The 26,547-nt window shown below is 70.9% G+C and carries 22 protein-coding genes; 11 read left to right on the top strand and 11 right to left on the bottom strand.

Annotated elements, in window-relative coordinates; genetic code table 11:
• The first annotated feature begins 32 nt into the window (after nt 1–32).
• The gene (locus tag N4G66_RS22330; RefSeq protein ID WP_261705924.1) at nt 33–1,652 is read left to right on the top strand and encodes a DUF5691 domain-containing protein; all 1,620 of its coding nucleotides are present in this window, start codon (nt 33–35) and stop codon (nt 1,650–1,652) included.
• Between the two features lie 316 nt (nt 1,653–1,968).
• Here the strand turns inward: N4G66_RS22330 and N4G66_RS22325 are convergent, their stop codons facing one another.
• Entirely contained in the window at nt 1,969–2,385 is a 417-nt protein-coding gene (locus tag N4G66_RS22325; RefSeq protein WP_037626795.1) for a cobalamin B12-binding domain-containing protein, read from the bottom strand.
• A gap of 788 nt (nt 2,386–3,173) precedes the next feature.
• On the opposite strand from N4G66_RS22325, the gene N4G66_RS22320 reads away from it, so the two are divergent.
• Complete coding sequence (locus N4G66_RS22320; protein WP_261705923.1) at nt 3,174–4,037, top strand: esterase/lipase family protein; 864 nt, start codon at nt 3,174–3,176, stop codon at nt 4,035–4,037.
• Nucleotides 4,038–4,323: 286 nt separating this feature from the next.
• On the top strand, nt 4,324–6,033 hold the full coding sequence (locus N4G66_RS22315) for a M23 family metallopeptidase (protein ID WP_261705922.1): 1,710 nt from the start codon (nt 4,324–4,326) through the stop codon (nt 6,031–6,033).
• Between the two features lie 115 nt (nt 6,034–6,148).
• Here the strand turns inward: N4G66_RS22315 and pcrA are convergent, their stop codons facing one another.
• On the bottom strand, nt 6,149–8,632 hold the full coding sequence (pcrA, locus tag N4G66_RS22310; protein WP_261705921.1) for a DNA helicase PcrA: 2,484 nt from the start codon (nt 8,630–8,632) through the stop codon (nt 6,149–6,151).
• A 547-nt stretch (nt 8,633–9,179) separates the two neighbouring features.
• Between pcrA and N4G66_RS22305 the strand changes: the two genes are divergently transcribed.
• Entirely contained in the window at nt 9,180–10,160 is a 981-nt protein-coding gene (locus N4G66_RS22305) for a tellurite resistance/C4-dicarboxylate transporter family protein (RefSeq protein ID WP_261705920.1), read from the top strand.
• A 150-nt stretch (nt 10,161–10,310) separates the two neighbouring features.
• Here N4G66_RS22305 and N4G66_RS22300 read toward each other — a convergent pair whose 3' ends face one another.
• Nucleotides 10,311–10,664, bottom strand: a complete 354-nt coding sequence (locus N4G66_RS22300) for a hypothetical protein (RefSeq protein ID WP_261705919.1) — start codon at nt 10,662–10,664, stop codon at nt 10,311–10,313.
• Nucleotides 10,665–11,107: 443 nt separating this feature from the next.
• Between N4G66_RS22300 and N4G66_RS22295 the strand changes: the two genes are divergently transcribed.
• Nucleotides 11,108–12,208, top strand: coding sequence for a C40 family peptidase (locus N4G66_RS22295; RefSeq protein WP_261705918.1), 1,101 nt, complete (start codon nt 11,108–11,110; stop codon nt 12,206–12,208).
• 30 nt (nt 12,209–12,238) lie between these two features.
• Here the strand turns inward: N4G66_RS22295 and N4G66_RS22290 are convergent, their stop codons facing one another.
• The gene (locus N4G66_RS22290) at nt 12,239–13,012 is read right to left on the bottom strand and encodes a LuxR C-terminal-related transcriptional regulator (protein WP_261705917.1); all 774 of its coding nucleotides are present in this window, start codon (nt 13,010–13,012) and stop codon (nt 12,239–12,241) included.
• The gene (locus tag N4G66_RS22285) at nt 13,009–14,301 is read right to left on the bottom strand and encodes an ATP-binding protein (protein WP_261705916.1); all 1,293 of its coding nucleotides are present in this window, start codon (nt 14,299–14,301) and stop codon (nt 13,009–13,011) included. The genes N4G66_RS22290 and N4G66_RS22285 overlap by 4 nt, the downstream gene beginning before the upstream one ends.
• 215 nt (nt 14,302–14,516) lie before the next feature.
• Here N4G66_RS22285 and N4G66_RS22280 point away from each other — a divergent pair, with 215 nt between their 5' ends.
• Both N4G66_RS22280 and N4G66_RS22275 read left to right on the top strand, forming a co-directional pair.
• The gene (locus tag N4G66_RS22280; protein ID WP_261705915.1) at nt 14,517–15,893 is read left to right on the top strand and encodes a PspC domain-containing protein; all 1,377 of its coding nucleotides are present in this window, start codon (nt 14,517–14,519) and stop codon (nt 15,891–15,893) included.
• Nucleotides 15,880–16,104, top strand: a complete 225-nt coding sequence (locus tag N4G66_RS22275; RefSeq protein WP_261705914.1) for a hypothetical protein — start codon at nt 15,880–15,882, stop codon at nt 16,102–16,104. Before N4G66_RS22280 ends, N4G66_RS22275 begins: the two co-directional genes overlap by 14 nt.
• Nucleotides 16,105–16,111: 7 nt before the next feature.
• Here the strand turns inward: N4G66_RS22275 and N4G66_RS22270 are convergent, their stop codons facing one another.
• Both N4G66_RS22270 and N4G66_RS22265 read right to left on the bottom strand, forming a co-directional pair.
• Nucleotides 16,112–16,642 (bottom strand): DoxX family protein, encoded by a 531-nt coding sequence (locus N4G66_RS22270; protein WP_261705913.1) that lies wholly within the window; start codon nt 16,640–16,642, stop codon nt 16,112–16,114.
• Nucleotides 16,643–16,933: 291 nt separating this feature from the next.
• Entirely contained in the window at nt 16,934–18,307 is a 1,374-nt protein-coding gene (locus tag N4G66_RS22265) for a hypothetical protein (RefSeq protein ID WP_391858858.1), read from the bottom strand.
• A 473-nt stretch (nt 18,308–18,780) separates the two neighbouring features.
• Between N4G66_RS22265 and N4G66_RS22260 the strand changes: the two genes are divergently transcribed.
• Nucleotides 18,781–19,662 carry a DUF4429 domain-containing protein gene (locus N4G66_RS22260; RefSeq protein WP_261705911.1) on the top strand — a complete coding sequence of 294 codons (882 nt, stop codon included), beginning with the start codon at nt 18,781–18,783 and terminating at the stop codon, nt 19,660–19,662.
• A gap of 54 nt (nt 19,663–19,716) precedes the next feature.
• On the opposite strand, the gene N4G66_RS22255 is transcribed toward N4G66_RS22260, so the two are convergent.
• Nucleotides 19,717–20,511, bottom strand: coding sequence for a class II aldolase/adducin family protein (locus tag N4G66_RS22255; RefSeq protein ID WP_261705910.1), 795 nt, complete (start codon nt 20,509–20,511; stop codon nt 19,717–19,719).
• A 155-nt stretch (nt 20,512–20,666) separates the two neighbouring features.
• Here N4G66_RS22255 and N4G66_RS22250 point away from each other — a divergent pair, with 155 nt between their 5' ends.
• Nucleotides 20,667–21,137 carry a pyridoxamine 5'-phosphate oxidase family protein gene (locus tag N4G66_RS22250; RefSeq protein ID WP_261705909.1) on the top strand — a complete coding sequence of 157 codons (471 nt, stop codon included), beginning with the start codon at nt 20,667–20,669 and terminating at the stop codon, nt 21,135–21,137.
• A 27-nt stretch (nt 21,138–21,164) separates the two neighbouring features.
• Here N4G66_RS22250 and guaA read toward each other — a convergent pair whose 3' ends face one another.
• Entirely contained in the window at nt 21,165–22,745 is a 1,581-nt protein-coding gene (gene guaA / locus N4G66_RS22245; protein ID WP_261705908.1) for a glutamine-hydrolyzing GMP synthase, read from the bottom strand.
• A 328-nt stretch (nt 22,746–23,073) separates the two neighbouring features.
• Between guaA and N4G66_RS22240 the strand changes: the two genes are divergently transcribed.
• A complete protein-coding gene (locus N4G66_RS22240; protein WP_261705907.1) occupies nt 23,074–23,358 on the top strand; it encodes a chorismate mutase in 285 nt (94 codons plus the stop codon).
• A gap of 563 nt (nt 23,359–23,921) precedes the next feature.
• On the opposite strand, the gene N4G66_RS22235 is transcribed toward N4G66_RS22240, so the two are convergent.
• Entirely contained in the window at nt 23,922–25,127 is a 1,206-nt protein-coding gene (locus N4G66_RS22235; RefSeq protein WP_261705906.1) for a hypothetical protein, read from the bottom strand.
• A 161-nt stretch (nt 25,128–25,288) separates the two neighbouring features.
• The gene (locus tag N4G66_RS45685) at nt 25,289–25,702 is read right to left on the bottom strand and encodes a hypothetical protein (protein WP_315903679.1); all 414 of its coding nucleotides are present in this window, start codon (nt 25,700–25,702) and stop codon (nt 25,289–25,291) included.
• On the opposite strand from N4G66_RS45685, the gene N4G66_RS22230 reads away from it, so the two are divergent.
• Nucleotides 25,695–26,336: an LAETG motif-containing sortase-dependent surface protein gene (locus N4G66_RS22230; protein ID WP_315903678.1), complete on the top strand. Its 642-nt coding sequence runs from the start codon at nt 25,695–25,697 to the stop codon at nt 26,334–26,336. The two genes, N4G66_RS45685 and N4G66_RS22230, sit on opposite strands and share 8 nt — an antisense overlap.
• Nucleotides 26,337–26,547 lie beyond the last annotated feature (211 nt).

The following is a 26,547-nucleotide window of genomic DNA, read 5'->3' as shown; positions in this document are numbered from 1 at the left end:
CCGAAGGCCGGGGCATCCACGGAGGAATCCCGATGAACACGACTTCGGCTTCGACGGACGCGCCCGTCGGCGGTTCCTGGGAGGAGCTCGTCACCGTGGCGCTGCTCGGGACCGAGCGACGTACGCCCCCCGGGCAGCGCCCAGGGCAGCAGGCTCCGGTGGCGCTGCTGGACGCGGCCGCCGTGGAGACCGTGCGGCGGCGGGCCGGGATACGGCCGGCACGGGCAGCGGCCCGTCCGGAGCCTGCGGCACCGGACCCGCGGACCACGCTGCCGCCCGCGGCGGCCCGCAGACTGGCGACGCTGCTGGCGGACCGCCCCGGCACGGGCGGCGGCCGCAGGGGGGCGGCGCCCGATCTCATGGAGCTGCTGCCCCAGTGGCTGAGCCTGGCGAACGCGCGCGGATTCGCCGCACCCCCGCAGACCCTTCCGGCGCTTCTCGACGCGGCCCGGGGGCGCACGGACCTGCGTCCCGCCGCACTGACCTTCGCCGGGCCGCGGGCGCTGTGGCTGGCCCGGCTGAATCCGGAGTGGCGGTTCGCGCTGCGCGCCTCGCCCGGCGGCGGCGCCGCGCTGCCGGATCCGGAGGAGGCCGGTCACGTACAACAGCTTTGGCAGGAAGGGCTGTTCGCAGAACGGGTCGCCCTGCTGGCGGCGGTGCGGGCCAAGGACCCGTCCGCCGCGCGCGAGTTGCTGGTCGCGACCTGGACGACGGAGCGGGCCGAGGACCGGCTGATGTTCCTCGACTCGCTGCGGTCCGGGCTGTGCGCCGAGGACGAACCGTTCCTTGAGCGGGCCCTGGCCGACCGCAGTCGCAATGTACGGGCGACGGCGGCCGAGCTGCTGTCCGCGCTGCCGGGATCCGCTCTCGCCGCCCGGATGGCGGCCAGGGCCGTCTCGTGCGTGGCCGTCGACCGTACGCGCCCCGCGCCCGTGATCGTGGTCGAGGCACCGCACGAGTGCGACGCGTCGATGGAGCGGGACGGGGTGGTGCCGAAACCCCCGGCCGGTCGAGGTGAACGGTCTTGGTGGCTGGGCCAGTTGGTCGAAGCGGCATCACTCGGGACCTGGCGGGAGCGGCTCGGCGGGCGTTCACCGGAAGAAATGGTCGCCCTGCCCGTGGCGGACGGCTGGCAGGCGGAGCTGCACGCGGCGTGGTGCCGGGCGGCAGTACGCCAGCGCGATCCCGGGTGGTCGAGGGCGCTCCTCGGAACACCCTCCGCTCCGGAGGCCGGGGGGCCCGGGGCTGTGTCGCTGGCCGAGCGGGCCAAACTGCTCGCCACTCTGGGCGCCGGGGAGCGGGCCGAGTGGGTGGCCGGGTTCATCGGTACACACGGGCTGTCCGAGGCGTTCCAGCTGCTCGGGGTGTGCGCGGTGCCCTGGGCGGGGAGCCTCGGGCGGGCGGTGGTGGACGCGCTCGACATCGCGCGGGACGCGGGGAACTATCCGTGGAGCTTCAGCGGGGTCATGGGACTGGCCGAGCGCTGCCTCGACCCCGCGGAGGCGGCGCGGCTCGACGGCCTCACCTCGGTCCCCGACGAGTCGGAGAACGCAGTACCGGGGGCCGGGGGCTACTGGGCCGAGGCGTTCCAACGACTCGTGACGACCTTGCGCCTGAGAGCAACCATGTCCGCCGAACTCACGACACCGTGAGCCTGCGCCCCCGCCCCGGCGCGGACGGTGGCACCCGGACCCGACCGAGGCCGCGGCCCGCGGGCATTCCGGCCCGCGCGGCACATCGCCCCACACAGAATCCAGGCCTGCACGGCACCTCGGGCCGGCCGGTGCCCGACCCGCCGCCATCGAGCCGCCGAGCGGCCGGTCCCGCCTGGCGTCGCCACCCGGCCCGCTACTCGGACGCCGGAGAACCCGGAGAACCCGGAGAACCCGAAGCTCTCCGGGTTCCCCGGCGCCGGAGAATGCCGGGGGCCGCCGTCCGCGTCCGGGTGAGGGCACAGGCGCCCGCCGGTTACGCGCCGGCCGGCTGTCTGACGTTGGCCCGTACCCAGTCCACGATCGACACCGTCGTCGCGCCCGGCGTGAAGATCTCCGCGACGCCCTTCTCCTTGAGGGGGGCGATGTCCGCCTCGGGGATGATGCCGCCGCCGAAGACCTTGATGTCCTCCGCTTCGCGCTCCTTGAGGAGTGCGATGACGGCCGCGAAGAGCGTGTTGTGAGCACCGGAGAGGATGGACAGGCCGATCGCGTCGGCGTCCTCCTGGATCGCGGTGTCGACGATCTGCTCGGGGGTCTGATGAAGACCGGTGTAGATGACCTCCATACCGGCGTCGCGCAGCGCCCGCGCGATCACCTTGGCCCCGCGATCGTGGCCGTCGAGCCCCGGCTTGGCCACCACCACGCGGATCGGACCGGCTGCCACACCCATCACTGCCTCCATGAACCGACTACATCAACCTGCACCGACGAGGACTGCCGACACATGCCTACGACTACCGACTGTCGACCGACGATGGCCGATACTGATCGATAATTTACCGATTGACCAGTACTGACTACCCGCTGTCACCAACGGATACCTGTCGACCGCGCCGACTACTGACCATCGACACATATCGCTCAATTTTCCGCTCGCCACACCGGATCACTCCGGATCGCCGATCGCGTCAAGCGGCACAGGCGCCCCGGACCCTTTCGGCCGGGGAAGTGAACGAACGTTATCGCCAGCATCCCGCACCCGGCAGTTTCGCGGTGGAGACCGAGGGGGAAATCACACACTGGGACAAGTTCGCCGCGCACGGTTCCGTATCGTGGAACTGGCGTCGCAGGCAACTGCGGCGTACGGGCCACGGCCGGAGCGGGCGCAAGAAGAGCCGCGACCAGGTGGCCGCACCATCGCGTCGTCAGCGGACGGCGTGGTGCTGGGGCACATCGGCGAAGACACGACAGCGGGGAGCAACGCCGGCAAGAGGACCACGGGAACACGAAGGCGACTCCACACCACGACACGACGTCGGCGCATCCAGCGCGGCGGACCCGTCGCGGAGCCGGGGTCGGCGTCGTATCCCGCCCCCCTTCGGCCGAGCACTCCGTAGCGTCACCGGTCTCACACGCCACAGACGCGCCGTCGGCCACCGCCGTCGCCGACCTCACGGCTTTCCACTAGGGCACACGGGGGACGGAGCGGTCCTCCCGCGTGTCGACTGGAGGTCGGCCATGAAGGTCACTGAGGCTGCGTCGCCCTTTCTCCCCCTGTGTCAGCGCCTGTTTCCGACGAAACTGGCAGGGCTGTCGGTGGCCCTCCTGAAGGCAACGGCTCTGGAGCTCGCGATCCTCGCCGGACACCTCCTCCTCTACCCCTCCGGGATCACCCAGGAACGCCGCACCGGACCCGCGCTCCCCTCACCCGATGTCGCCGCCCAGCTGCCCACCGAGGCCAAACCCCCGGTCGTCCTGTTGCACGGCTTCATCGACAACCGCTCCGTCTTCGTCCTGCTGCGCCGCAACCTCGCGCAGCACGGCAGGCAGCACGTCGAGTCCCTCAACTACTCGCCGCTGACATGCGACATCCGCATCGCGGCGGAGCTGCTGGGCCGGCACATCGAGGAGATCTGCGAGCGCACGGGTCATGAGCAGGTGGACATCGTCGGGCACAGCCTCGGCGGGCTGATCGCGCGCTACTACGTGCAGTGTCTCGGCGGCGACACCCACGTCCGCACACTCGTCACGCTCGGCACCCCGCACTCGGGCACCCGCGTCGCCCCCTTGATGAACGCGCACCCGATCGTCCGGCAGATGCGCCCCGGTTCCGCCGTGATCCAGGAGCTGACCGGGCCCGCCCCTGGCTGCCGTACCCAGTTCGTCAGCTTCTGGAGCGATCTCGACCACCTGATGGACCCGCTGGAGACGGCCTGCGTCGAGCATCCCGACCTGCTCGCGCAGAACGTCCGCGTGAGCGGTGTCGGCCATCTCGCGCTGCCCGTGCATCCGGCCGTCGCCACAGGGATCCGGCAGGCACTCGACATCGAGGTCTCGGGAAGCCGTACCGCCGCCCGGATCAGCGGCCTCACGGTGGCCTGAGGACAGGGTGAGGACAGGGTGAGGACAGGTTAGGGAGGGGTTGAGGACGGGGTGAAGGCCGGCCGAGGGAGGGCTGACGGCCGCCCGACACCCCTCCTGGGACCCCAACACTTCGAACGCTTATCGAACGCCAGGCCAAAGCCTTGCCCTCCCTTCCCCGAAACACGGCCGAATGCCCGTTTCCTACGAAGGGGAAACCTGCCGAAGATTGTCGCGCCCGCATACCGCCGGGTACAGTCACCGCACTGCTCTGCCAGCCCCTGTTGTCGAGGCGAAAGAGAAGTTGGTGAACGACCGTCACCCGTCGGGGATCGTGACTCCTCCGGCTCCGGCTTCCGACGCCGCCTCGGCGCTCTACGCGCCGTACGGTGCGCAAGAAGCCCAGTACGGCGACTTCACCGCGTACGGCGACTACTCCGCCACGGCTTTCGACTCGGGCGAGAACGCGGCCACCGCAGGCTCCTGCTCCGGCACGGATTTCGCCGGTGACCCGCTCTTCGGCACTATGCCGGGCGGAGGCGGTGGCACCGGTTCGTACGACGCCACGCAATGGAACGCCGGCGCCCAACAGCCGCTGAACTACGACCCGTACGCGGCACAGCACCAGGCCGCCTACGACACCGGCGCCCACGACACGACGGCATGGACGAACGGCTACCAGCAGCTCGCCGACATCCCCGCGCAGCATCCGGGCCCCGACGCCTCGGGCCAGTGGGACGCGAACGCCTGGATCCGGCCCGAGCAGCCGCTGGACGGGACCCAGCAGTGGACCGTGCCGACGCAGGGAACGGGCGCGTACGACGCAACGCAGTGGAACAGCGCCGGCGGCCAGGACGCATACCAGGGGTACGAGCACCCGCAGCACGAATCCTACGAACAGCAGCAGTCCCCGTCCGAGCCGTATGAGCCGTACGAGCAGCAGCACCCGCAGGCCGAGTCGTACGAACAGCAGCACTCCGAGCCCGGGTCGTACAACCACGAGCTCACGCAGCTCGACATGACGTACGAGCAGCAGTCCGATCCGAGTGCTCCGGTCCCCTTCGACCAGCAGGCGACCGCGACCTTCGACCAGGCGGCCCACGGTCAACTCACCTCCGACGAGGACGAGTTCGACGATGCCGAGGACGTCGCGGACACGGACGACTCCGACGACGCGTACGACCCGTACGACGAGGGGCGCGAGAGGCCGCTGCTCGACGACATGGAAGAGATCACCCCGGCCCGGCGTCCCGTGACACGAACCGCTTCCCGTTCCCGGCGCCGCAGCCCCGCGAAGCGTTCCGCTCTGCTGACCGTCGCGGTGCCCTCCGTCTGCGTGATGGGGGTCGCGGGGATCGCCGCCGCCTCCGTGGGCGGCGTCGGTGGTCTCGGCGGGGACAACTCGAAGGACACGACGGCCAGCGCCTCCGACGCGACCTCGGTGAAGCCGTCGGCCGCCAACATCAAACTGGACACCCAGCTCCAGAGCCTCTCCGCGGGCGCGGACGACTTCGCCGACCGGGCGAGCCGCACGCAGGAACGTATCGACCTCAAGGCCCAGCAGACGACGGAGAAGAAGAAGGCGGCGGAGGAGGCGGCCCGCAAGGAGCGGCTGCGTCCGAAGTTCCTTCTCCCGGTGACGCAGCGGGGCCTCAGCGCCTACTTCGGCCAGGCGGGCGTCAACTGGATGTCCGTGCACACGGGCATCGACTTCCCGGTCTCCTACGGCACGCCGGTGATGTCCGCGACCGACGGGACCGTCCGGACGCAGTGGAACAGCGCGTACGGCAACATGATGATCGTGACCGCGATGGACGGCACGGAGACGTGGTACTGCCACCTCTCCACGTACAAGGTCCCTTCCGGCACCACCGTGAAGGCCGGTGACCAGATCGCCTTCTCCGGGAACTCCGGCAACTCGACCGGTCCGCACCTGCACTTCGAGGTCCGTCCGGCCGGCGGCGCGGCGATCGACCCGCTGCCCTGGCTCCGCAGCCACGGCCTGGACCCCACGTAACAACCCGGGGCGCACGTGGTCCCGGGGCGCGAGGGGCGGGTGACCGCCGGGCCCCCCAGCCGTCCTCGGACAGCCAAAGGTCCCCGCGATCCGGTGCCGCGAATGATCTCGCGGGCTACAGCTTCTCCACCGGCGCGTACCGCAGCAGCAGCCGCTTCGGCTTGGGCTCTCCGAAGTCGACCGTCACCTCCGCGTTCGCACCCGTCCCCTTCACCCCGACGACGGTGCCGAGGCCGAACTGGTCGTGCGTGACCCGGTCCCCGACGGCCAGCGAGACCACCGGCTTCTCGGAGAAACCACGGCGCGTGGCGAACCCGGAGGCACCCGAGGCCGCGGACCGTGAGCGCGACGAGGACAGGGACGCGGCGACACCGGAGACCGGGCCGGCCGACACGGGCGCCATCGCTCCCGTGCGCTTCCAGTCCAGATGGGTCGCCGGGATCTCCTCCAGGAAGCGGGAGGGCGGGTTGTACGAGGGCTGCCCCCAGGCACTGCGCATCGACGACCGGGTGAGGTAGAGCCGCTCCCGCGCGCGGGTGATGCCGACGTACGCCAGGCGCCGCTCCTCCTCCAGCTCCTTGACCTGTCCGAGGGCGCGCATGTGCGGGAAGACGCCGTCCTCCATGCCGGTCAGGAAGACCACGGGGAATTCGAGGCCCTTGGCGGTGTGCAGGGTCATCAGGGTGATGACGCCGTTGCCGTCCTCCTCGTCCGGGATCTGGTCGGAGTCGGCGACGAGCGCGACCCGCTCCAGGAACGCGGCGAGTCCGCCCGCGTTCTCGCCCTCACCGGTCTCCTGCTCGAACTCCAGGGCCACGGAGGCGAGTTCCTGGAGGTTCTCGACCCGGGTCTCGTCCTGCGGGTCGGTCGAGTTCTGCAACTCGGCGAGATAGCCGGTGCGTTCGAGGACTGCCTGCAGGATGGTGGCCGGGCCCGCGCCGGACTCGACGATCGTACGGAGGTCCTCCATCAGCGTGTTGAACCGCTTGACCGCGTTGGTGGAGCGCGCGGCCATGCCGTAGGCCTCGTCGACGCGGCGCAGCGCCGCCGGGAAGCTGATCTTCTCGCGCTGCGAGAGGGCGTCGATCATCGCCTCGGCGCGGTCGCCGATGCCGCGCTTGGGCACGTTCAGGATGCGGCGCATCGGGACCGAGTCCTCGGGGTTGGACAGCACCCTGAGATACGCCAGGACGTCCCGGACCTCCTTGCGCTCGTAGAAGCGGACGCCGCCGACGACCTTGTAGGGCAGGCCGACGCGGATGAAGACCTCTTCGAAGACACGGGACTGCGCGTTCGTACGGTAGAAGACCGCGACGTCGCCGGCCTTGGCCTCGCCCGCGTCGGTGAGACGGTCTATCTCGTCGGCGACGAATTGGGCCTCGTCGTGCTCGGTGTCCGCGACGTAGCCCGTGATGTTCGATCCCGCGCCGGCGTTGGTCCACAGGTTCTTGGGGCGGCGGGACTCGTTGCGCTCGATGACCGCGTTGGCGGCGGACAGGATCGTCTGGGTGGAGCGGTAGTTCTGCTCCAGGAGGATCGTCGTCGCGCTCGGGTAGTCCTCCTCGAACTGGAGGATGTTGCGGATGGTCGCGCCGCGGAAGGCGTAGATCGACTGGTCCGCGTCACCCACGACGCAGAGCTCGGCGGGGGGCAGGTCGAACTCGCCGGGCGGTGCGTCCACGGGGTGCTCGGAGGTGCCCACGAGTTCCCGGACGAGCGCGTACTGCGCGTGGTTGGTGTCCTGGTACTCGTCGACCAGGACGTGCCGGAAGCGGCGGCGGTAGTGCTCGGCGACGTCCGGGAAGGCGCGCAGTAGATTGACCGTGGTCATGATCAGGTCGTCGAAGTCGAGCGCGTTGGCCTCGCGCAGCCGCGACTGGTACATCGCGTACGCCTGGGCGAGGGTCTTCTCGAAGCCGTCGGAGGCCTGGGCGGCGAAGTCCTCCTCGTCGATCAGCTCGTTCTTCAGGTTCGAGATCTTGGCGCTGAACGACTTCGGCGGGAACCGCTTGGGGTCGAGGTCGAGATCACGGCAGACGAGCGCCATCAGACGCTTGGAGTCGGCGGCGTCGTAGATCGAGAACGACGAGGTGAAGCCGAGTGTCTTGCTCTCGCGGCGCAGGATGCGGACGCAGGCGCTGTGGAAGGTCATCACCCACATCGCGTTGGCGCGCGGGCCCACGAGCGCCTCGACGCGCTCCTTCATCTCGCCCGCGGCCTTGTTCGTGAAGGTGATCGCGAGGATCTGGCCGGGGTGGACGTTGCGCTCGCCGAGCAGATGCGCGATCCGGTGGGTGAGCACCCGGGTCTTGCCGGAACCGGCACCGGCCACGATGAGCAGCGGGGAGCCGGAGTGCACCACGGCCGCGCGCTGGTTCTCGTTCAGTCCGTCCAGCAGGGCCGCCGGGTCCACGGCGGGTCTGGGCGCGCCGTCGCGGTAGTACGCGTCCCGGCTCGGCGGCATGTCGAACTTCCCGCCGAACAGATCGTCCGGAACCTGCTCCGGTACGTGATCGTCCTCGGGCGGCGGGTGTTTGTCCTCGTGGGCCCCGGAGGGCTTGAGGTCCGCCAGGAAGCTGTCGTCAAAGAGGCTGCTCATCGCTCTCCGAGTCTAGGCCGCCCCACTGACAGCCCGCCGCCACCCCGAGAACTCGACCGGAAGTCGTGACGCGATTCATGGCCGGACCGGCTTCCGGCCATGACACCTCGACGGCCCGTGACCGCAGACGACCTACCGGTCACCCCGGGTGACGGTCCGGCAGGAGGAACCGGCATCGACCCGGAAGCCGCACACATGACGGCACGGTGACAGCGGGTGCACGCGAGGGAGCCTCCGCACCCCACCCCGGCGGCGGCCCCCGCGACACGCGCCGGGGAAGCCGGGGTGCGAGCGACGCCGTTCGCGGGGCACGCGTGCGTGGAGCGACTGGAGCGGCTCAGGCCCCACGCACGCGCCCCACGTTTTCGTACCCTGCCCACGCAACCCGGGCGTTTTCGTACCCCACGCGCGCGTGCCAGGCGTTTTCGTGCTCCCCACGCGCGGCCCCGCGGTTTCGCGCTCCCCACGCCCGGGTGCCCCGCGTTTTCGTACCCCGCCCGCGCGTGCCCCGCCGGCAACCGGTCCGGGGATCCCTAGCATCGGGCGCATGCCAGACACACCGGACATGCCGGACACTCCTTCGTTCCGCGCCTGGTGGGCGGAGCGGCCGCCCGCCGCCGGGACCGCCGTCATGGCCACCGGCATCATCTCGATCGGACTGCGCCTGACCGGCCACGAGACCCTCTCCCGGATCGCGCTGGTCCTCGCTTCGCTCGCCTGGCTCGGGCTCGCCGCGGACTTCCTCGTCCGGCTGGTGGGCGACCGGGAGCAATGGATGCAGCAGGCCGGCACGCCGGCCGGGCTCAACGCGGTCGCGGCGACCACCGTGCTCGGCACCCGGATCTCCGAACTGGGGTGGCAGGGGCTCGCCGAGGCCCTGCTCGCACTGTCGGCGGCGCTCTGGCCGATCCTGCTCCTCACCGTCGTACGGCACTGGCGGCGCCGTATGGCGGGAGAGGTGTTCCTCGTCTGCGTGGCCACGCAGGGACTCTCGGTGCTCGGCTCGACGATCGCCACCGCCGTGGGCTCGGACTGGCTCGCGCATACCGCGATGGTGCTGTTCTGGCTGGGGATCGTGCTCTACGGGGTGTCGTTCGGGCACTTCGACGTGTGGGAGGTGAAGCGGGGTGCCGGGGACCACTGGGTGGCGGGCGGCGCGTTCGCGATCTCGGCGCTGGCCGGGGCGAGACTCGTCACCGCGCACGACGTGAACATCTACCTGTGGAACAACGACGACCAGGGCGTCCTGCGCGCCGCGACCGGCGCACTGCTCGTGCTCGACCTCACCTGTTACTGCGTGCTGCTCGTCACGGAGGCGGTGTGGCCGCGCCCGCGGTACGACGCGCGGCGCTGGGCGACCGTCTTCCCGATGGGGATGACGGCGGTGGCGACCCTCTCGGTCGCGGCCGCCCTCGACGTCTTCTGGCTCAAGGGGCCGGGGCAGGTGCTGCTGTGGATCGCGGTGGCGGCGTGGCTCGCGGTCGCCGCGGGCGCCGCCCTCGCCGTCAGATCCGCGACTGGCGGGTGAGGATGCCGGGTCAAGTCCGCGGCGCAGAGGTGGGGGCGAAGAGGTTCAGGGGCCGGTCAGCCCGCCGCGCGGGAGGGGGCGAGGGCCGGTCAAGCCTGCCGCACGGGGGTGAGAAGGCCGGCGCATCCCCGCGCGCGGGTGTTTCGCCGGTCAGGTCCAGAGGACGGCGATGAAGATGTTCGCGACGGTCAGCAGCCCGACGAGGCCGAAGAGGCGCTTGTCCACCGTCTCGTCGTCCCGCTTCACATAGACGAGCCCGAGGATCACGATCAGCAGGGCCAGCTTCACACCGATCTTGAAGGTGTTGACCGTGTTGCCGTCGGCCTGGTTGAGCCCGACCAGGGCGACGCCGGTGACGAGCATGGTCAGCGCGCCGTGCAGCATCGCGGGGACGAAGCGGGCGGTGCCCTTGCCCATCGCCTTCATCTGGGTGAAGAAGCCGCCGAGGAGCGCGGCGATGCCGATGATGTGCAGGCCGACGAAGAGATGGATGAGTACGTCCATGGGGCCGGAGCCTAACCGCACACCCAGGCGCCCCTTCTCACCGGGCCGCCCCTTCGCTTCGCCCCCTCTTGTCACCCTTTTTTCACCGGGCCATCGCGTGTCGTCCGTAGCACCGGCGCCACTCCGGTTGTCCGGGATTCGCCGCATCGGTCATCACCCTGTGTGAAGTCGGCGATGCGGGGCTTGAATCTTGGCCACATGCGGTCACTCGGCGATCCAGTAGCGACAGTTCCGCACATAGCGTTACCAACGCCGCACTCCCAGGTTTAACGTCCTCCCCCAGGTGACCGGCTCCCCACCGCCGCCCGGGCCAGGGGCGGCAGTCGGACACCACCGCCGAGAAGGTCCGGCGGCGGCCCGCTCCCCCTGTGTGAGCCGTCGCCGGACGTGTCACCGCTTGACCGCACCCGCAAGGGCGGTCGCACGGAAGGATGTGGGCCCTCGTGGCAGCGCACCGCAAGTCCAAACAGCGCTCGATCGGCGGAAACACGGCCCGCACAGCAGTCACCATCGCCCTCGCGGGCGCGGCGACGGCGACCGGCTTCGACGGGATCGGGCATGCCGACCCCCAGCTGTCCCCGGCGCAGGTGAAGGCCAAGGTCGACAAGTTGTACGAGGAGGCGGAGGTCGCCACCCAGAAGTACGACGGCGCCAAGGAGAAGGCCGACCGGACGGAGGCGCACCTGGGCGCACTCCGCGACGAGGCGGCCCGCCGGGAGGACCGGCTCAACTCTGCGCGGGAGGCACTGGGTTCGATGGCGGCGGCGCAGTACCGAAGCGGTGGACTCGACCCGGTGGTGCAACTCGCGCTCTCCGACCGCCCCGACCAGTACCTGGAAGGGGCCGCGTTCGCCGAGCGGGTCGGCACCCGGCAGTCGGCGGAAGTCGCCGGGGTGCGCAAACAGCTGCGTGAGATCGAGCAGTTGCGCGGCGCGGCGCACATCGAACTGGCCGCGCTCAAGTCGCGGCAGACCGAACTGAAGCAGCAGAAGAAGGTGATCAACGAGAAGCTCGACGCGGCACGCCGACTCCTCGCGCGGCTCACCCCGGAGCAGCGCACGCAGTACGTGGAGCGGGGTGGCGCGGGCGAGCAGCAGCACGTCTCGCGCTCCTCGGCCCGCGATCTGGCCCCGGTGGCACCATCCGGCACATCCGGTGCCACCAGTGCGGGCGGCGCCACCACCGCGGCGCCCAACTCCCGGGCGGCGGCGGCCGTCGCCTACGCCTACTCGAAGCTCGGCAGCCCCTATGTGTGGGGCGCCACCGGCCCCGACGCCTTCGACTGCTCCGGGCTCGCCCAGGCCGCGTACCGTTCCGCGGGCATCTCCCTGCCCCGGACGACCTATTCGCAGATCAACGCCGGCCAGCGGGTCACCCTCTCCGAACTCCGCCCCGGCGACCTGGTGTTCTTCTACTCGGGGATCACCCACGTGGGCATCTACGTCGGCAACGGCCAGATGATCCACGCCCCCAATCCGTCGGCACCCGTACGGCTGGCCCCGATCAGCGAGATGCCCTTCGCCGGAGCCACCCGAGTGGTGTGATCAACGGGCTCCCGTTTGGGCTACGGCTCGTCAGACCAGCCGACGTGCCGTAGCCCAGCGGGTCAGCTCGTGGCGGTTCGACAGCTGGAGTTTGCGCAGGACCGCCGAGACGTGCGACTCGACCGTCTTGACGGAGATGAAGAGCTGCTTGGCGATCTCCTTGTACGCGTAGCCCCGGGCGATCAGGCGCAGGACCTCGCGTTCGCGCTGGGTGAGGCGGTCCATGTCCTCGTCGACGGGCGGGGCGTCGGTGGAGGCGAAGGCGTCGAGGACGAATCCGGCGAGTCGCGGGGAGAAGACCGCGTCGCCGTCCTGGACGCGGAAGACGGAGTCCACGAGATCCGTGCCGGTGATCGTCTTGGTGACGTACCCCCGGGCACCGCCGCGGATCACGCCGATCACGTCCTCTGCGGCGTCCGACACGGACAGCGCGAGGAAACGGACCGGCTGCTCGGCGTCGCCCATCAACGGGGCGCAGCGGCGCAGTACTTCGACACCGCCGCCGCCGGGAAGGTGGACGTCGAGGAGGACCACCTCGGGGCGGGTGGCCGTGATGACCGTGACCGCCTGGTCGACATCCGCGGCTTCGCCGACCACTTCGACGCCGGTCCGCTCGGTCTCGCCGATCTCGGCCTGGACCCCCGTACGGAACATGCGGTGGTCGTCGACGAGCACCACGCGCACCCGGCGCCCGCCCTCGGCGCCGCCCGGACCGGCCGCGGGGGCGGCGCCTTGGGATGCTGCGGCCGCGGGGGTCTCCCCGGCCGAACCGCCGGACTCCACAGGCTCGTTCGTGTCGCTCATGACGTCTTCTCCGCCCTTTCCATCTCCAGCTCGACCTCCGTGCCGCCGTCCGGCACCGCGCGCAGTCGCGCCGTGCCGCCGTTGCGCTCCATGCGGCCGATGATCGATTCTCTGACGCCCATGCGGTCGGCGGGTATCGCGTCGAGGTCGAAGCCGGGGCCTCGGTCGCGGACGGACACGAAGACCGTCCTGCCCTCGACTTCGGCGTAGACCTGTACGGCGCCGCCCTCGCCACCGTACTTGGCCGCGTTCACCATCGCTTCGCGTGCTGCCTGCATCTGTGCGGTCAGACGGTCGTCGAGCGGGCAGTCGCCCACGACGACGACCTCGATGGGAACGCCGTGCTTGTCCTCGACCTCGGCGGCATGGCGGCGGACCGCCTCGGCGAGGGTGTCGGGTTCCTCGTCCTCGTCCTTGCCGCTGCCCTCCGGCTTGTAGAGCCAGGCCCGCAGATCGCGCTCCTGGGCGCGGGCCAGCCGGCGCACCTCGTTCGCGTTCTCCGCGTTGCGCTGGATCAGGGTCAGGGTGTGCAGCACCGAGTCGTGGACGTGGGCGGCGACTTCGGCCCGCTCCTGCGCGCGGATGCGCATCAGGCGCTCCTCGGAGAGGTCCTGGGTCATCCGGATCAGATAGGGGCCGGCGAGCAGCGCGATCCCGACGAGGACCGCGAGCGCCGCCTGGAGCACCGAGCCGAGGTGGGCCGCGGAGCCCTGGAGGACGAATATCCCGGAGACGCCGGCGGTGACGAGCAGAACGCCCGCCGCGGACCGCAGCAGCGTGAGCGTACGGCGACGGCGGCCGACCTCCGCCCAGCGGGCGCGGCGCGCGTTGTCCGCCTGGCGCCAGACCAGGGCGACACCCGCGCCGACGAGGACCGTCGGCCACAGATACGCCTTCGTGCCGCCGCCGAGATTCACGTTGCCGACGAAGACCATGGCCACGACGACCATGAGGAGCAGGGCGACGATCTGGCCCTTGTCCGGCTTGCGGGCCACGAGTCGGCGCCGGCCGTCGGGCGAGGTCTCGGTGGTGAACGCCGATGTGCGGCCGCCGGAGCCGACGCCGCCGACGCCGAGCGGCACGAAGAACCAGAACGCCGCGTACAGCAGCGCGCCGAGTCCGTCCGCCATGAACAGTCCGACGAACATCAGCCGCACCCAGACCACGGGCAGCCCGAGATGCCCGGCAAGCCCTCGCGCCACGCCCCCGAGCCAGCGTCCGTCGCTGCTGCGGTAGAGCTTGCGCGGGGGCCGCGGGTCGTCGACGGGCATGGCTGCGGCTTCCGGCATGCCATCGATGTTCACACGCCCGGCGGACCGGAGCATCAGGGTCGGCCCCCGATACTCCCCTGATCTTCGCTCCTGATCTTCGCTCCTGATCTGCACTCCCCTGATCTCGGGGACCGGCGCTCGAACGGTCCCGCCCACCCCTCCGGGCGGATATCAGGGTTCGGCCAGGGTCATCCCGACTGCCGCCGCGCCGTCCCGCCCGTCACCATGGACGCATGACAGATCAGCAGCACGCGGCGGCGGAGCCGGACCCCGGCACCGCTCGGGGTGATGAGCCGCGCGCTCACGGGGAAGCGGCCGCGGCGCGGCCCGCGGACGCCGGCGCCGCCCCCGAGGTGCCGCGCAGGTTCCGGCGCGACCGTCGGCAGAAGATGCTGGGCGGGGTGTGCGCCGGGCTCGGCCGGCAGTGCGACATGGACCCGGTGATCTTCCGGATCGTGCTCGCGGTGCTCGCCGCGACCGGCGGCATCGGCCTCATCTTCTACGGCTTCGCCTGGCTCTTCGTCCCGTACGACGAGGAGGAGGAGAACGAGGTCCGCAAGCTGCTCACCGGCCGTGTCGACGGCCAGGCGCTGACCGCCGTGCTCTTCGCGCTGGTCGGCTGCGGAGTGTTCCTGTCCATGCTCAAGAACGGCAGCGTGCTGACGTTCGCCGTCATCCTGTCGCTGCTGCTGGCGGGCGCGGGCTACTGGTCGCAGAACCGCGGCGCCCCCGACCCGGATCCGCTCGCCGCGCAGGCCGTCGCCGACGCCCCGCCGGAGGCTCAGGCCCCGCCCGTACCCGCCTCCTATCCCTCCTGGTGGCGCGACCCGATCGTCAAGGACGGTTCGCACGTCGGCGGCACCGGCTACATGTGGGGCCCGCCGGAGACCCTGGACCGGGATGTCGCGGCCGCGCTCAACATCGCCCGCGGCACCTCCCGCCCCGACCTGCGCACGGAACGGGAGCACAAGCGGCGCGGCCCCCGCCCCATAGGCGGCCGGATCTTCCTGCTGGCCCTCCTCGCGGGCGGCCTCGGCACCGGCCTGACCTGGCACGACCAGGCGCTCGGCACCAGCCTTCAGGCCGGACTTGCCGCCGCCCTCATCGTGTTCGGCCTGGGCATCACCGTCAGCGCCTTCCGTGGCCGCACGGGCGCGGGAACAATCTTCCTGGCGGTGATCACGGCAGGCCTCCTCGCGGCCTCCGCGGCCCTGCCCAAGGACATCGACACACACTGGGTACGGACGAGCTGGACTCCGGCGACCGCGGCCGACGTACGGCCGAGTTACGACCTCGGCACCGGCGTGGGCACCCTCGACCTCAGCCGCGTCGACCTGGCCAAGGGGCAGACGGTGAAGACCGATGCCCAGGTCGGCGCGGGCCGGCTGAAGGTGATCGTCCCCAAGGACGCGACCGTCCGGCTCACCATCGAGGTGGGCGTCGGAGACATCCAGTTGCCGGGTGACAACAAGAAGGACGTGGACGTGGAACCGGGCAAGCACAAGCAGGTGACCCTGCCGCCGACGACGGGCGGCAAGGACGGCGGCACCCTCGACCTCGACCTCCAGGTCGGCGTGGGCCAGGCGGAGGTGGCCCGTGCCACGTCATGAGTTCCAGCCCGGAAAGCTGGTGGCGGGCCTCTTCCTCACCGCCGGAGGCATCGCCTACGCCGGAGACGCGGGCGGCTGGTGGGACACCGAGTGGTTCGCGATCATCCCCGTCGTTGTCGTCGGCCTCTGCCTGGCGGGCGCGGTGGCATCCGTGACCCACGGGATACGCAAACGCCGCGCGGACCGGGGTCCGCGCGGCGTGAACTCCTAGGACGGTTCTAGCGGTAGGCCCCGGCGCGCTGCTTGCGCCGGGCTCGTAGAGCCGAATCCACGGAGAAGATCGAGGTGCCCGCCAGCACGAGAGGGGTCCAGGCCATCAGATAGGCCAGGTCGTTGCCGTAGTAGTACGGGTCGGAGGCCCAGCTCACGGTCAGCCACAGGCTGAGCGAGATGAGTGCGCCGCCCAGTGCGGCGAGGCGGCCCAACAGGCCGATCAGGGTGCCTATTCCGACAGCCAGCTCGCCGAACGCGATGGCGTAGCCGAAGCCGACGGGGCTCTTCAGGGACAGGTCGACGAGGGCCGGTATCGCGGAGGAGTCACGCACCGTGCGCATCATGTCGCCGATCGAGCCCGATCCGGAGGCCTTCATGAAGGCGCTGTCGGTCAGTTTGTCGAGGCCGGCGTAGATGAAGGTGACACCCAGGAAGATGCGGAGTGGCAACAGGGCGTAGCGGGTAGCGGTGTCCCGCCAGTCCCGCCTCTCCTCCAGATACTGGGTGTGAGTATCCGTCCGCATACCGTGAGTCATCGCTCTCCGCCGCCTTTCGCCCGCGTGCCGTTGACCACTCAACAGACCATACGTACGAATCCGTTCCCCCACTCAAGGGCTGGAACCTTTTTTCGGGCTCCACCTCACGGAACGCCCGGGCTCGCCCCGCCCGGCCCAGGCACCCCACAACCTTTCTTCGCCCCCTCCGCCCCTGCCCTTCCCATCCGTGGGGCTCCGCCCCGGACCCCGCTCCCAAATGCCGGACGGACTGATTGCCGCCCCCGCAGGCGGAGCCGAAGCCGGGCTGCCGCGATGGGCGACAGCTACTCCTCAGTCCGTCACGTCGATCTCGTAGCGATTCGTCTCGACGCCCGCCGCCGTGACCACCTGCACCTCCACCCGGCCCGGCTCCACGTCCACCGGCACGGGCACCGTCAGCACCGCGTCCGTGGGATTGCTGAACCCCCCGGGCACCGGCACCAACGGCACGTGCACATGCACCGGCCCGATCCGCACGACCATCCGCGACAGCCGGTCCGCGGTCTGCGCCCCGGGCGGCACGAACCCGGCCCCCCGGATCTCGATGTCGTCCCCGGTGCGAATGGGCGCGTCCAGATCACCCGCCTCACGGGACCGGACCACGGAGAGGATCACCGGCCGCCCGCCCTCGGCGTACTTCCCGGCGAGATAGGTCGCGGCCGACACCAGCACCAACAGGGCCAGCCCCCACGGAAGATCGGGCAATTGGGACGGCCGCCGGGCCAGCCGCACCGCCGCGAAGACCAGAGCGACCCCGCCGATCACGACGTACTGGATGTCCGCGAAGCTCCCCCGCCCGGAGTCGTCGGTCAGCAGGTCCGCCGCGCGCGGCCGGCCCGCGCGGACCTTCTGCAGCCGCTGCCCCAGCACCCGCAGCCCGACCACCCGCCGCACCAGCACCGCGACCCCGCACACCACGGCGACTACGGTCACGACACCGGCGCCCCGGGCAAGTTCGAGCCCGGCGATGAGTTCGTCCCGGCGGCCGGGCGCCGAGGCCACCGCCAGCTGGCCCACCAGCACGAGCACCGCGTACACCACGAGCAGCACCCAGCCGGTGGCGACCGCGCGCGAGGTGGAGAGCCGGTTGTCCTCGCCGATGACCGGCGCGAGGGCCCCGCCCCGCGTCCGGTGCAGCCGGGCCGCACCCGTCAGGAGTCCGGCCAGAACGACCGCGGCGAGCAGCCCGGCCGTCCGTGCCGCCGTCCAGCCGGCCCCGATCGCGGTGAGCGCCTGCACGAGCAGGAGGACGACGACGCCGGCCCACACGGTGTACGCGGTGTACCGCCACAGCCGGCCCAGCCATGCCTCGCCCTCGAGGCGGCCGCGTTCGGCGACGAGGTCCGCGGACTGGGTGAGTTCGTCGGACACCCACTGCCGGGACGCGGAGGCCGAGTGCGCGACGCCGGCGGGCAGTCCCTGCCCGGACGCCAGCGCGTCACGCTTGGCGAGGAACGCGGCGACAGCCCGCCGGTGCCCCGTACGCGCCCCGTGCGGGCAGTCCCCGCACGTGCATTCGCCCTCGTGCACGCCCGCCCCCCCGCCCAGGCCTCCGCCCGGCCCGCCACCCGGACCACCGCTCCGCCCGCCACCCGGTCCGGTGCCCGACCCGGCACCCGACCCGGCACCGTGCCCCGCACCGTGTCTCGCCTCCTGCACCGCCACGCCCACTGCCGCCTTCCCGCACCAGAAAACTCCGTACAGCCGGAACGTCCGTACGCCCGACCGCCACATCGCCGGAGCGTCGCACACGCCCGGCCGTCACACCACCAAGGCCTGACGTACGCCCGGTAGCCGGCCGCACAGCCCGAAGCCCGCACCCTCCCGGCCACCCGACCGTCCACGACGCGAAGCACCCGTGAGGCCGCCGCACGACCGGAATCCGGTACGCCCTTCCGGCCGGCCGCGGGGCCTGATCCGCTGCGCCCGGACGTGCCCGGCCGCCGTTGGGCCTGACCTGATGTGCCCGACCATCGCACACCGGAGCGTCCGTACGCCTGACTGCCGCACACCTGCCTGACAACTGTTCGGTGATGACAGCGAATTGTGCCGTACGGAGCACGGAGCGCACGCGTCAGGTCGGTTCGGCGCGGGTGAAGCGAGGGACCCCTTGTTGACCCGGCTGGGAGAATTCGTCCATGGCCGAGATCATCCAGCGCGACGGGACCTGGGCCTTCGACGGCAGCACGGTCAGGATCACGCCGGGACTGCACCGCACCGTGCCGCTGTTCCGGCAGACGTACGGCGAGATCTCCGTTCCTCTGGAAGCCGTGTCGGGCATCGTCCACGAACCCGAACGCAAGCGTGGCCGGCTGCGGCTGCGGCTGCGCGAGGGCGCCGACCCACTGCTTCAGGCGACCGGGGGCCGGCTGCCCGACGCGGCGGACCCCTACAAGCTGTCGGTCGACATCGACCGTTCCGGAGTGGCCGAGTACGTCGCCGAGGAGATCCGCCGCGCGCTGCTCCTGGACCAGATCCCCAAGGAACCGGCGACGACGTATCTGCTCGCTGGACCGCCCGTCCCGGTGTCCGTCCGGTCCAGCGACGGCACGGTCTCCTTCGACGGGACGCAGGTGCGCATCGACTGGGCGGACACCTCGGACCGGGTCAAGCGGGCGACGGGGCCGCGGATCATCGCCCTGGGCGACCTCGTGCAGGTCGAGTGGCTGCCCAACTCCGGCTACGAGGACGGTTTCCTCCGTTTTGTGACACGCGAGACGGTCTTCTCCAAACTGCCGCCCGACAAGGACCCGTACACCCTCGATCTGTGGGGCAGCACCCGCCGCGACCTGCTCACCGCACTGGTCGCCACCGCGGTCACGGCACGGCTGCCGCATCCCTCCACGCGCACCGGAACGCATGCGGACCGTCCCCGGCCGGCCCCGGTGGTGCCGTCGCGGTCCGACCATCACGACGTACTGCTGCGCCGCCTGCGGGAGTTGGGCGAGCTGTACCGCGACGGCGTTCTGACGGACGAGGAGTTCGCCCTGACGAAGGCGGCCGTCCTACGGGGCTTCTAGCGTCGCCACCACGACCGCTCCCGCCCCCCGTATCGGCCCATAACGGGACAACTCCTAGCTGAGGAGATCGGGTTCACTGCGGCTGATGTCCTGCCACAGGGGCTGGTAGTTGATCCAGGCCACCAGGTCACCACCGAGCTGTTCGCGGGTGGCGACCGCCTGCTTGTGGTCGATGAGGAGGGGCCGGCCCGCGGCCTTCGCGGTGAGCTGGACCTGGCTCGACCGCTCCATGGACAGGAACCACCAGGCCGCCGCGTCCACCGAGTCCCCGACGGTCAGCAGCCCGTGGTTGCGCAGCACCAGCGCCTTGCGGCTGCCCAGCGCGGACGCGATCCTGCGGCCCTCCTCCGCGTCGACGGCGACCCCGGAGTAGGTGTCATAAAGTGCGTGGTCCTCGTAAAAAGCGCAGCTCTCCTGGGTGATCGGGTCGAGCAGATCACCGAGGGCGGCGAGGGCGCGGCCGTGCACGGAGTGGCAGTGGGCGACGGCGACGACGTCGGGGCGGGCGGCGTGGACCTGGGAGTGCACGGTGAACGCCGCCTGGTTCACGTGGTAGCGGCCCTGGATCACCTGGCCGTCCTGGTTGGCCATGACCAGGTCGCTCACGGTGACGTGCTTGAACGGCATGCCGAACGGATTGACCCAGAAGCAGTCGCTGTACTCCGGGTCGCGCGCCGTGATGTGTCCGGAGACGCCGTCCTCGAAGCCGAGCCGTCCGAACAGCCTGAGCGCGCCCGCCAGCCGCTCCTTGCGGTGCCGCCGTTCGTCGTCCGTCGACTCGTGCATCGGCGGCATGGCGAAGCGCAGCTGATCGGTGGGGCGGGGCAGGGGCGGGGTGGGCCCGTGCATATGTCCTCCAGCACTGGCGTGTTCGGTACGGAGCGGAAGTTACCCGGGGTCAGCGCAGGAGAACAGGGGTGTTCCGTGAGAGAAAAAAGAGGAACAAAGAGGGACACCAGTAATACCCGACAATAGGTGTCGGGTATACGCGCCAGACTCGGGTCATGAACTGGGCAGCTCTCTCCACGGCCGAACCGGTCCTCGCCGGCACCGTCGAACAGCGCTTCGGCGCCTTCACCCACCACGTCCTCGCCACCCTCCGCCAGGACGGCTCGCCCCGCACCTCCGGCATCGAGGTGCGCTTCCTGGACGGCGAGCTGTGGCTCGGCATGATGCCGGACTCGCTCAAGGCGCTCGACCTGCGCCGCGACCCGCGCTTCGCACTCCAGGCGAATCCGGGGGCCGGCACGGACATGGGCGGGGGCGACGTACGGATCAGCGGGCGGGCGGTCGAGGTGGGCGACGACGTCCCGGCGAAGGCGGCGTACGTGAAAGAGGTGGAACCGCCGGAGCCGTTCCACCTCTTCCGCACCGAGCTGACGGAGGTCACGCGGACCTACGTCGAGGACGACACGTATCTGGTCGTCCAGGTCTGGAAGCCCGGCGCGCCGGTGCGCACGCTCAAGCGGACCTGAAGGGGGAGGGTCACTCCCCCGGGAGGACTACTCCCACTCGATGGTGCCCGGGGGCTTGCTCGTCACGTCGAGCACGACGCGGTTGACGTCCGCGACCTCGTTCGTGATGCGCGTCGAGATCTTCGCCAGGACGTCGTAGGGCAGCCGCGACCAGTCGGCCGTCATGGCGTCCTCGCTGGACACCGGACGGAGCACGATCGGGTGGCCGTACGTCCGGCCGTCGCCCTGCACACCCACGCTGCGGACGTCCGCGAGCAGGACCACCGGGCACTGCCAGATGTCCCGGTCGAGACCGGCGGCGGTCAGCTCCTCGCGGGCGATGGCGTCGGCGGCGCGGAGCAGGTCGAGACGCTCCTTGGTCACCTCGCCGACGATCCGGATGCCGAGGCCGGGGCCGGGGAACGGCTGGCGCTGGACGATCTCGTCGGGCAGGCCGAGCTCCTGTCCGACCATCCGGACCTCGTCCTTGAACAGCTGGCGCAGCGGCTCGACGAGCTGGAACTCCAGGTCCTCGGGGAGGCCGCCCACGTTGTGGTGGGACTTGATGTTGGCGGTGCCGGTGCCACCGCCGGACTCGACGACGTCCGGGTAGAGCGTGCCCTGGACCAGGAACGCGACGTCCTCGCCCTCGGCGGCCTCGGCGATGATCTCCGCCTGGGCCTGCTCGAAGACGCGGATGAACTCGCGCCCGATGATCTTCCGCTTCTCCTCGGGGTCCGAGACACCCTTGAGCGCGGTGAGGAAGCGCTCCTCCGCGTCCACGACCTTCAGCTGCACGCCGGTCGCGGCGACGAAGTCCTTCTCGACCTGCTCGGTCTCGCCCTGGCGCATCAGACCGTGGTCGACGTACACACAGGTCAGCTGGGAGCCGATGGCCTTCTGCACGAGGGCCGCGGCGACCGCCGAGTCCACTCCGCCGGACAGACCGCAGATCGCGCGCTTGGTGCCGACCTGCTCGCGGATCAGGGCGACCTGCTCGTCGATGACGTTGCCGGTGGTCCAGGTCGGGGTGATACCCGCGCCGCGGTACAGGAAGTGCTCCAGGACCTGCTGGCCGTGCGTGGAGTGCATGACCTCGGGGTGGTACTGGACGCCGTAGAGCTTCTTCTCGTCGTTCTCGAAGGCGGCGACCGGGACGACGTCCGTGGAGGCCGTGACGGTGAAGCCCTCGGGAGCGGCGGAGCAGGCGTCGCCGTGCGACATCCACACCGGCTGCTCGTCCGGGGTGCCCTCGAAGAGGGTGGAGCCGGACTTCGAGACGTGCAGCGGTGTACGGCCGTACTCGCGGGCGCCGGTGTTGTCGACCGTGCCGCCGAGGGTGGTCGCCATCAGCTGGAAGCCGTAGCACATGCCGAAGACGGGGACGCCCGCCTCGAAGAGTTCGCGGTCCAGGCGCGGAGCGCCCTCCGCGTAGACCGACGAGGGGCCGCCGGAGAGGATGATCGCGGCCGGGTTCTTGGCGAGCATCTCCTGGACCGGCATGGTGCTCGGCACGATCTCGCTGTAGACCCGGGCCTCACGGACGCGACGGGCGATGAGCTGGGCGTACTGCGCACCGAAGTCGACGACCAGGACGGTGTCGGGGGCGGCGGGGGACGCTTCTGGCACGGTCTGCCTTCCGGCGGTGAGCAAAAGGGTGTGTACGGCCGATTCTACCGGGGGCCGCGGTGGGCATGGCGCCGCCGGGGTTCGGGGCCCGGGTCTCACCATCCGAACCTGCTTGGCCGGCGCCCTCGCAGACGTGCATACTGCCGTCATGCTCACGCACACGACCTTCCTGTTTACCTATGGCAACCGGCCCACCGGCTGCCATGGTCGTGCTGCTTGAGCAACTGACAAGCGACTTCCCAGGCGCCCCGGGCCGACAAGGCCCGGGGCGTCTGCCGTTTCCGGGCCGTGCCGCTCCGGGGCATCTCTTCCACAGAGGAGCCCCACCATGGCCGACGTACTCGACAAGACCGGCGCCCGCACCGACGAGGCCGCCGATGTGATCACCGGTGCCCGTGAGCGCATCGACGCCCTCGACGACCGGATCATCGGTCTCGTGCAGGAACGGATGGCCGTCTCGGCCGTGATCCAGGAGGCCCGGATCACCTCCGGCGGCCGACGGGTCAACCTGTCCCGCGAGATGGAGATCCTCGGCCACTACCGGGAGGCGCTCGGCAAGCCGGGCACCTCGCTGGCCATGACCCTGCTCGAACTGTGCCGTGGCCGGGTCTGAATCCCGGAGGCGGAGTACGACGACGGGCGACGGGACGCGACGACGGGCGAAGGCGTCCGGTACGCGGGGTCCGGTACCCGGCGTACGCACGTACGCATTCCCTCTCACCCGTACGGCGCGTGACCCGGGTGCCGCGGACTTCGTTTCTTCTGGTGTCCGTGTCAGCCAGGGGCGGGCCCGAAGGAACCACGCGTGGCTTCGCTGGAACGATGAGACGCACGGATCGTGCCGTGCGTCGTGGGACCTCGCTCCAGGTGGTGTGACCGGACGGCAGGGGACAGCAGCCCGGTCACTCAAGAGAACGGTCGGCCCCGGGGACGCCCGGGGCCGACCGACGGAAACCGTTCAGGGTCGGCATCACGTGCGCGCCCTCGTGCGCCGCCGCGCGCGACCGGCGGCCACTACCGCGACCAGCGGCGTATCCCCGGCGCCGCTTCAAGGCACCGGCGCCGCCCTGACGTCGGTGCTGTCGGAAGAAGGGCCCCGCGGACATCCGGCCCGCGGGGCCCTTCGACGTGCCGGAAGCACGGACGCCCGAACGCGGACGCCGGGGCGCGGAGGCGTCAGGTGCGGGACACCGTGCCGCAGTCTTCCCTGTGAGAGGCCGAGAGGTCACGGCTGCGGTCGTACGGGTCGGTGGTCGGGCCGGTCGGCGGTGCGCCGGTGGGTGCGGTCGAGTCGAACTGCGGGTGCAGGAAGCCGTCGTAGACGTCGCAGGCGGAGTTGCCGATGTTCTGGTCGTACTGACGGATCATCACCTTGCCCGGTGTGACCCGGAATTTCCTCGAGTCCAGGAAGATGACATCGAGGACGCGGCGCACGATGGTGCGCGTCACCTCGTCCGCGTTCCCGTCGACCGGGGACACCGGGTAGACGAAGGTGTAGTCGGCGTGGATGGCGACGGAGCCGTCCTTGCCCGCCTTGAAGGTGATCCGGCCCCGCGTCTTGACGACGTGCCCGACCAGGCGCACCTCATCGGGGTCGAAGCGGCTGAACAGGGTGACCGGATCGTGCTTCTTGTCCGGCGAGCGCAGCATGCGGTCGATGTCGTCGACCATGTGGGGCTGCTTGGGGTCGAGGACGGCTATCGCCGCCTCGGGACGCTCGCCGCGCAGGGTCGCCGGATCGAGGTTCGCCCCGACGAGCAGGTTTTTGGTCTGCCTCAGCGCGGTGGCCACCTGCTCCTTCGTGAGGGAGCCGACCGGGGTGGCCTCGGGGACGACGACGGCGGGCGCGCCGGTGGCCCAGCGCTCGGCGGGGGATCCGGCGAACGGGCGTTCCCTGGTGGGTGATTGCGGGTCCGGGGCGGAGGGTGGCGCGGTCGGGGCCGCTGTCTCGGCGGGCAGCGTGGGGCCGGTCGAGGGGGACTTGGCCGAGGTGGACCCGGCCGAGAAGCCGAAGGGATTGCCCGGCAGCAGGGACGGCTTCATCGCGACGACCGCCACGGCGACGGCGAGCGGGATCCCGAGGATCGCCCACAGCTTGCGGCGCCGGGCCGAGCGCCCGTCCATCTCGCGCCAGGCGGGGCCCGTCCGCCAGCCCTCGGGCTGCGCGGCCGGCCGCACCTCCTTCCGGGCGGCACGGCGGGCGGCCCGCTCGGCCTCCCGCGCGTCCTGCAGCCGCAGCCGCTCCGTCACCATGCGCGCCCGGGCGGACGGCTCCTTGGGGGCCGAGTCGCGGATGTCGCGTTCGCTGTCCGCCGCGAAGCGTTCCCACACGTCGTCAGGAACCGTCGGTTCGCCGGTTTCCCCGGGCTGCTTGTCAGACACGAAGCCAATTTGTAAGCGGCTCGAACGGGCGTACGCAAGTCGGACCAGGGTGTGACTCGGGCCACATAAGAATTCTGTGAGCCGGAGGACAACCCTTCACAGGTTTCGCCGGTCACACCTGCAGAACCAACGGCCACACCCGCGCCCCACACGCGGAGGCCTCACCCATAAACGCCATATGCGCGCCACGAGTTCACGGCGCACCGGACATCCGAGGTCTTCATGAAGCTTCGCCGTGCCATGGCCACTGCGGCCGCGACGGCTGTCATAGCACCGCTCGCGTTGCTGTCGGTCGCGCCGGCCGCGTTCGCGGACGAAAGCCCGTCCCCGAGCGTGAACACGTCCGAGTCCGCGTCGCCGAGCGCGCCCGGGACCACTCCCGAGCCGTCGTCCAACACAGAGTCGGCCTCCGCCCCCACGTCCACGCCCGCGTCCACGCCCACATCCCCGTCCGCGAGCGCTCCGGCCCCGAGCGGCTCCGCTCCGGCGTCGTCCCCGGCGCCGAGCACCTCCGAGTCGGAGTCCCCGGAGCCCGAGCCCTCCGAGTGCTCGGACTCCAAGGTCCAGGTGTCCATCACCGGCCTGCCGGGCAAGATCGCGGCGGGCAGCGGCTGGCACAAGTTCTCCCTGAACGTGTTCAACAACTCCGACTCCACCCTGAGCGACCTCGGCTACTTCGCCGCCGCGTCCTCCGACAAGGACGGCGAGGACCTCTTCCGGAGCAAGCAGGTCCAGCTCCAGGCGTACAACCCGGAGGACAAGGCCTGGGAGAACGTCGACTCCGACGGGGCCGCGTTCGGCTTTGTCGGCTACACCCCCGAGCTCAAGCCCGACTACGAGGTCGACGTCCCGCTGCGCATCAATGTGAAGTCCAGCGCCCCGGTCGGCGCCGGCTTCTCGCTCGGCGCCAGCATCTACAGCGACGCCGACGCGGAGTGCGCCGGCTTCGGCGAGGTCGCTTACAAGTTCCAGATCGTCGCGGCCGGCACGGACACCGACGGCACCAAGCCGCAGGAAGGCGGCAAGGTTCCGGTCTCGGACAAGCCTGCCGACAAGAGCAACACGCCTCAGGTCGACGGCAGCCTCGCCGAGACGGGCTCCAGCTCCGCCCTCCCGATGATCGGCCTCGCCGGCGGTATCGCCGTCGTCGCCGGTGCGGGTGCGCTGGTCGTCGTCCGTCGCCGCAAGTCCGGTGGCACGACCGCGTAACACGGCCCGGCACGACCGACGCGGGCAGCAGCCTCGCAAGAAGTCGGAAGAACCGGAAGCAGCCGTACATAGAGAAGGACCCGCGCTCGGAGGGGGGCGCGGGTCCTTCTTTTCGCTGTCCGGGGGCCGCAGTTCGGGTTCGACGCCCGGTTCGGGCTGGGCTTCGGGTTACCGGCTCGGGCTTCGGGCGGGGCCGTTCCGGCCGGGGCTC

Source organism: Streptomyces rhizosphaerihabitans (assembly GCF_025399795.1).
In the GTDB taxonomy this organism is placed as follows: Bacteria; Actinomycetota; Actinomycetes; order Streptomycetales; family Streptomycetaceae; genus Streptomyces; species Streptomyces rhizosphaerihabitans.
The sequence above is the reverse complement of the archived record's forward strand: the minus strand, read 5'-3'. Positions and strand labels throughout refer to the sequence as shown.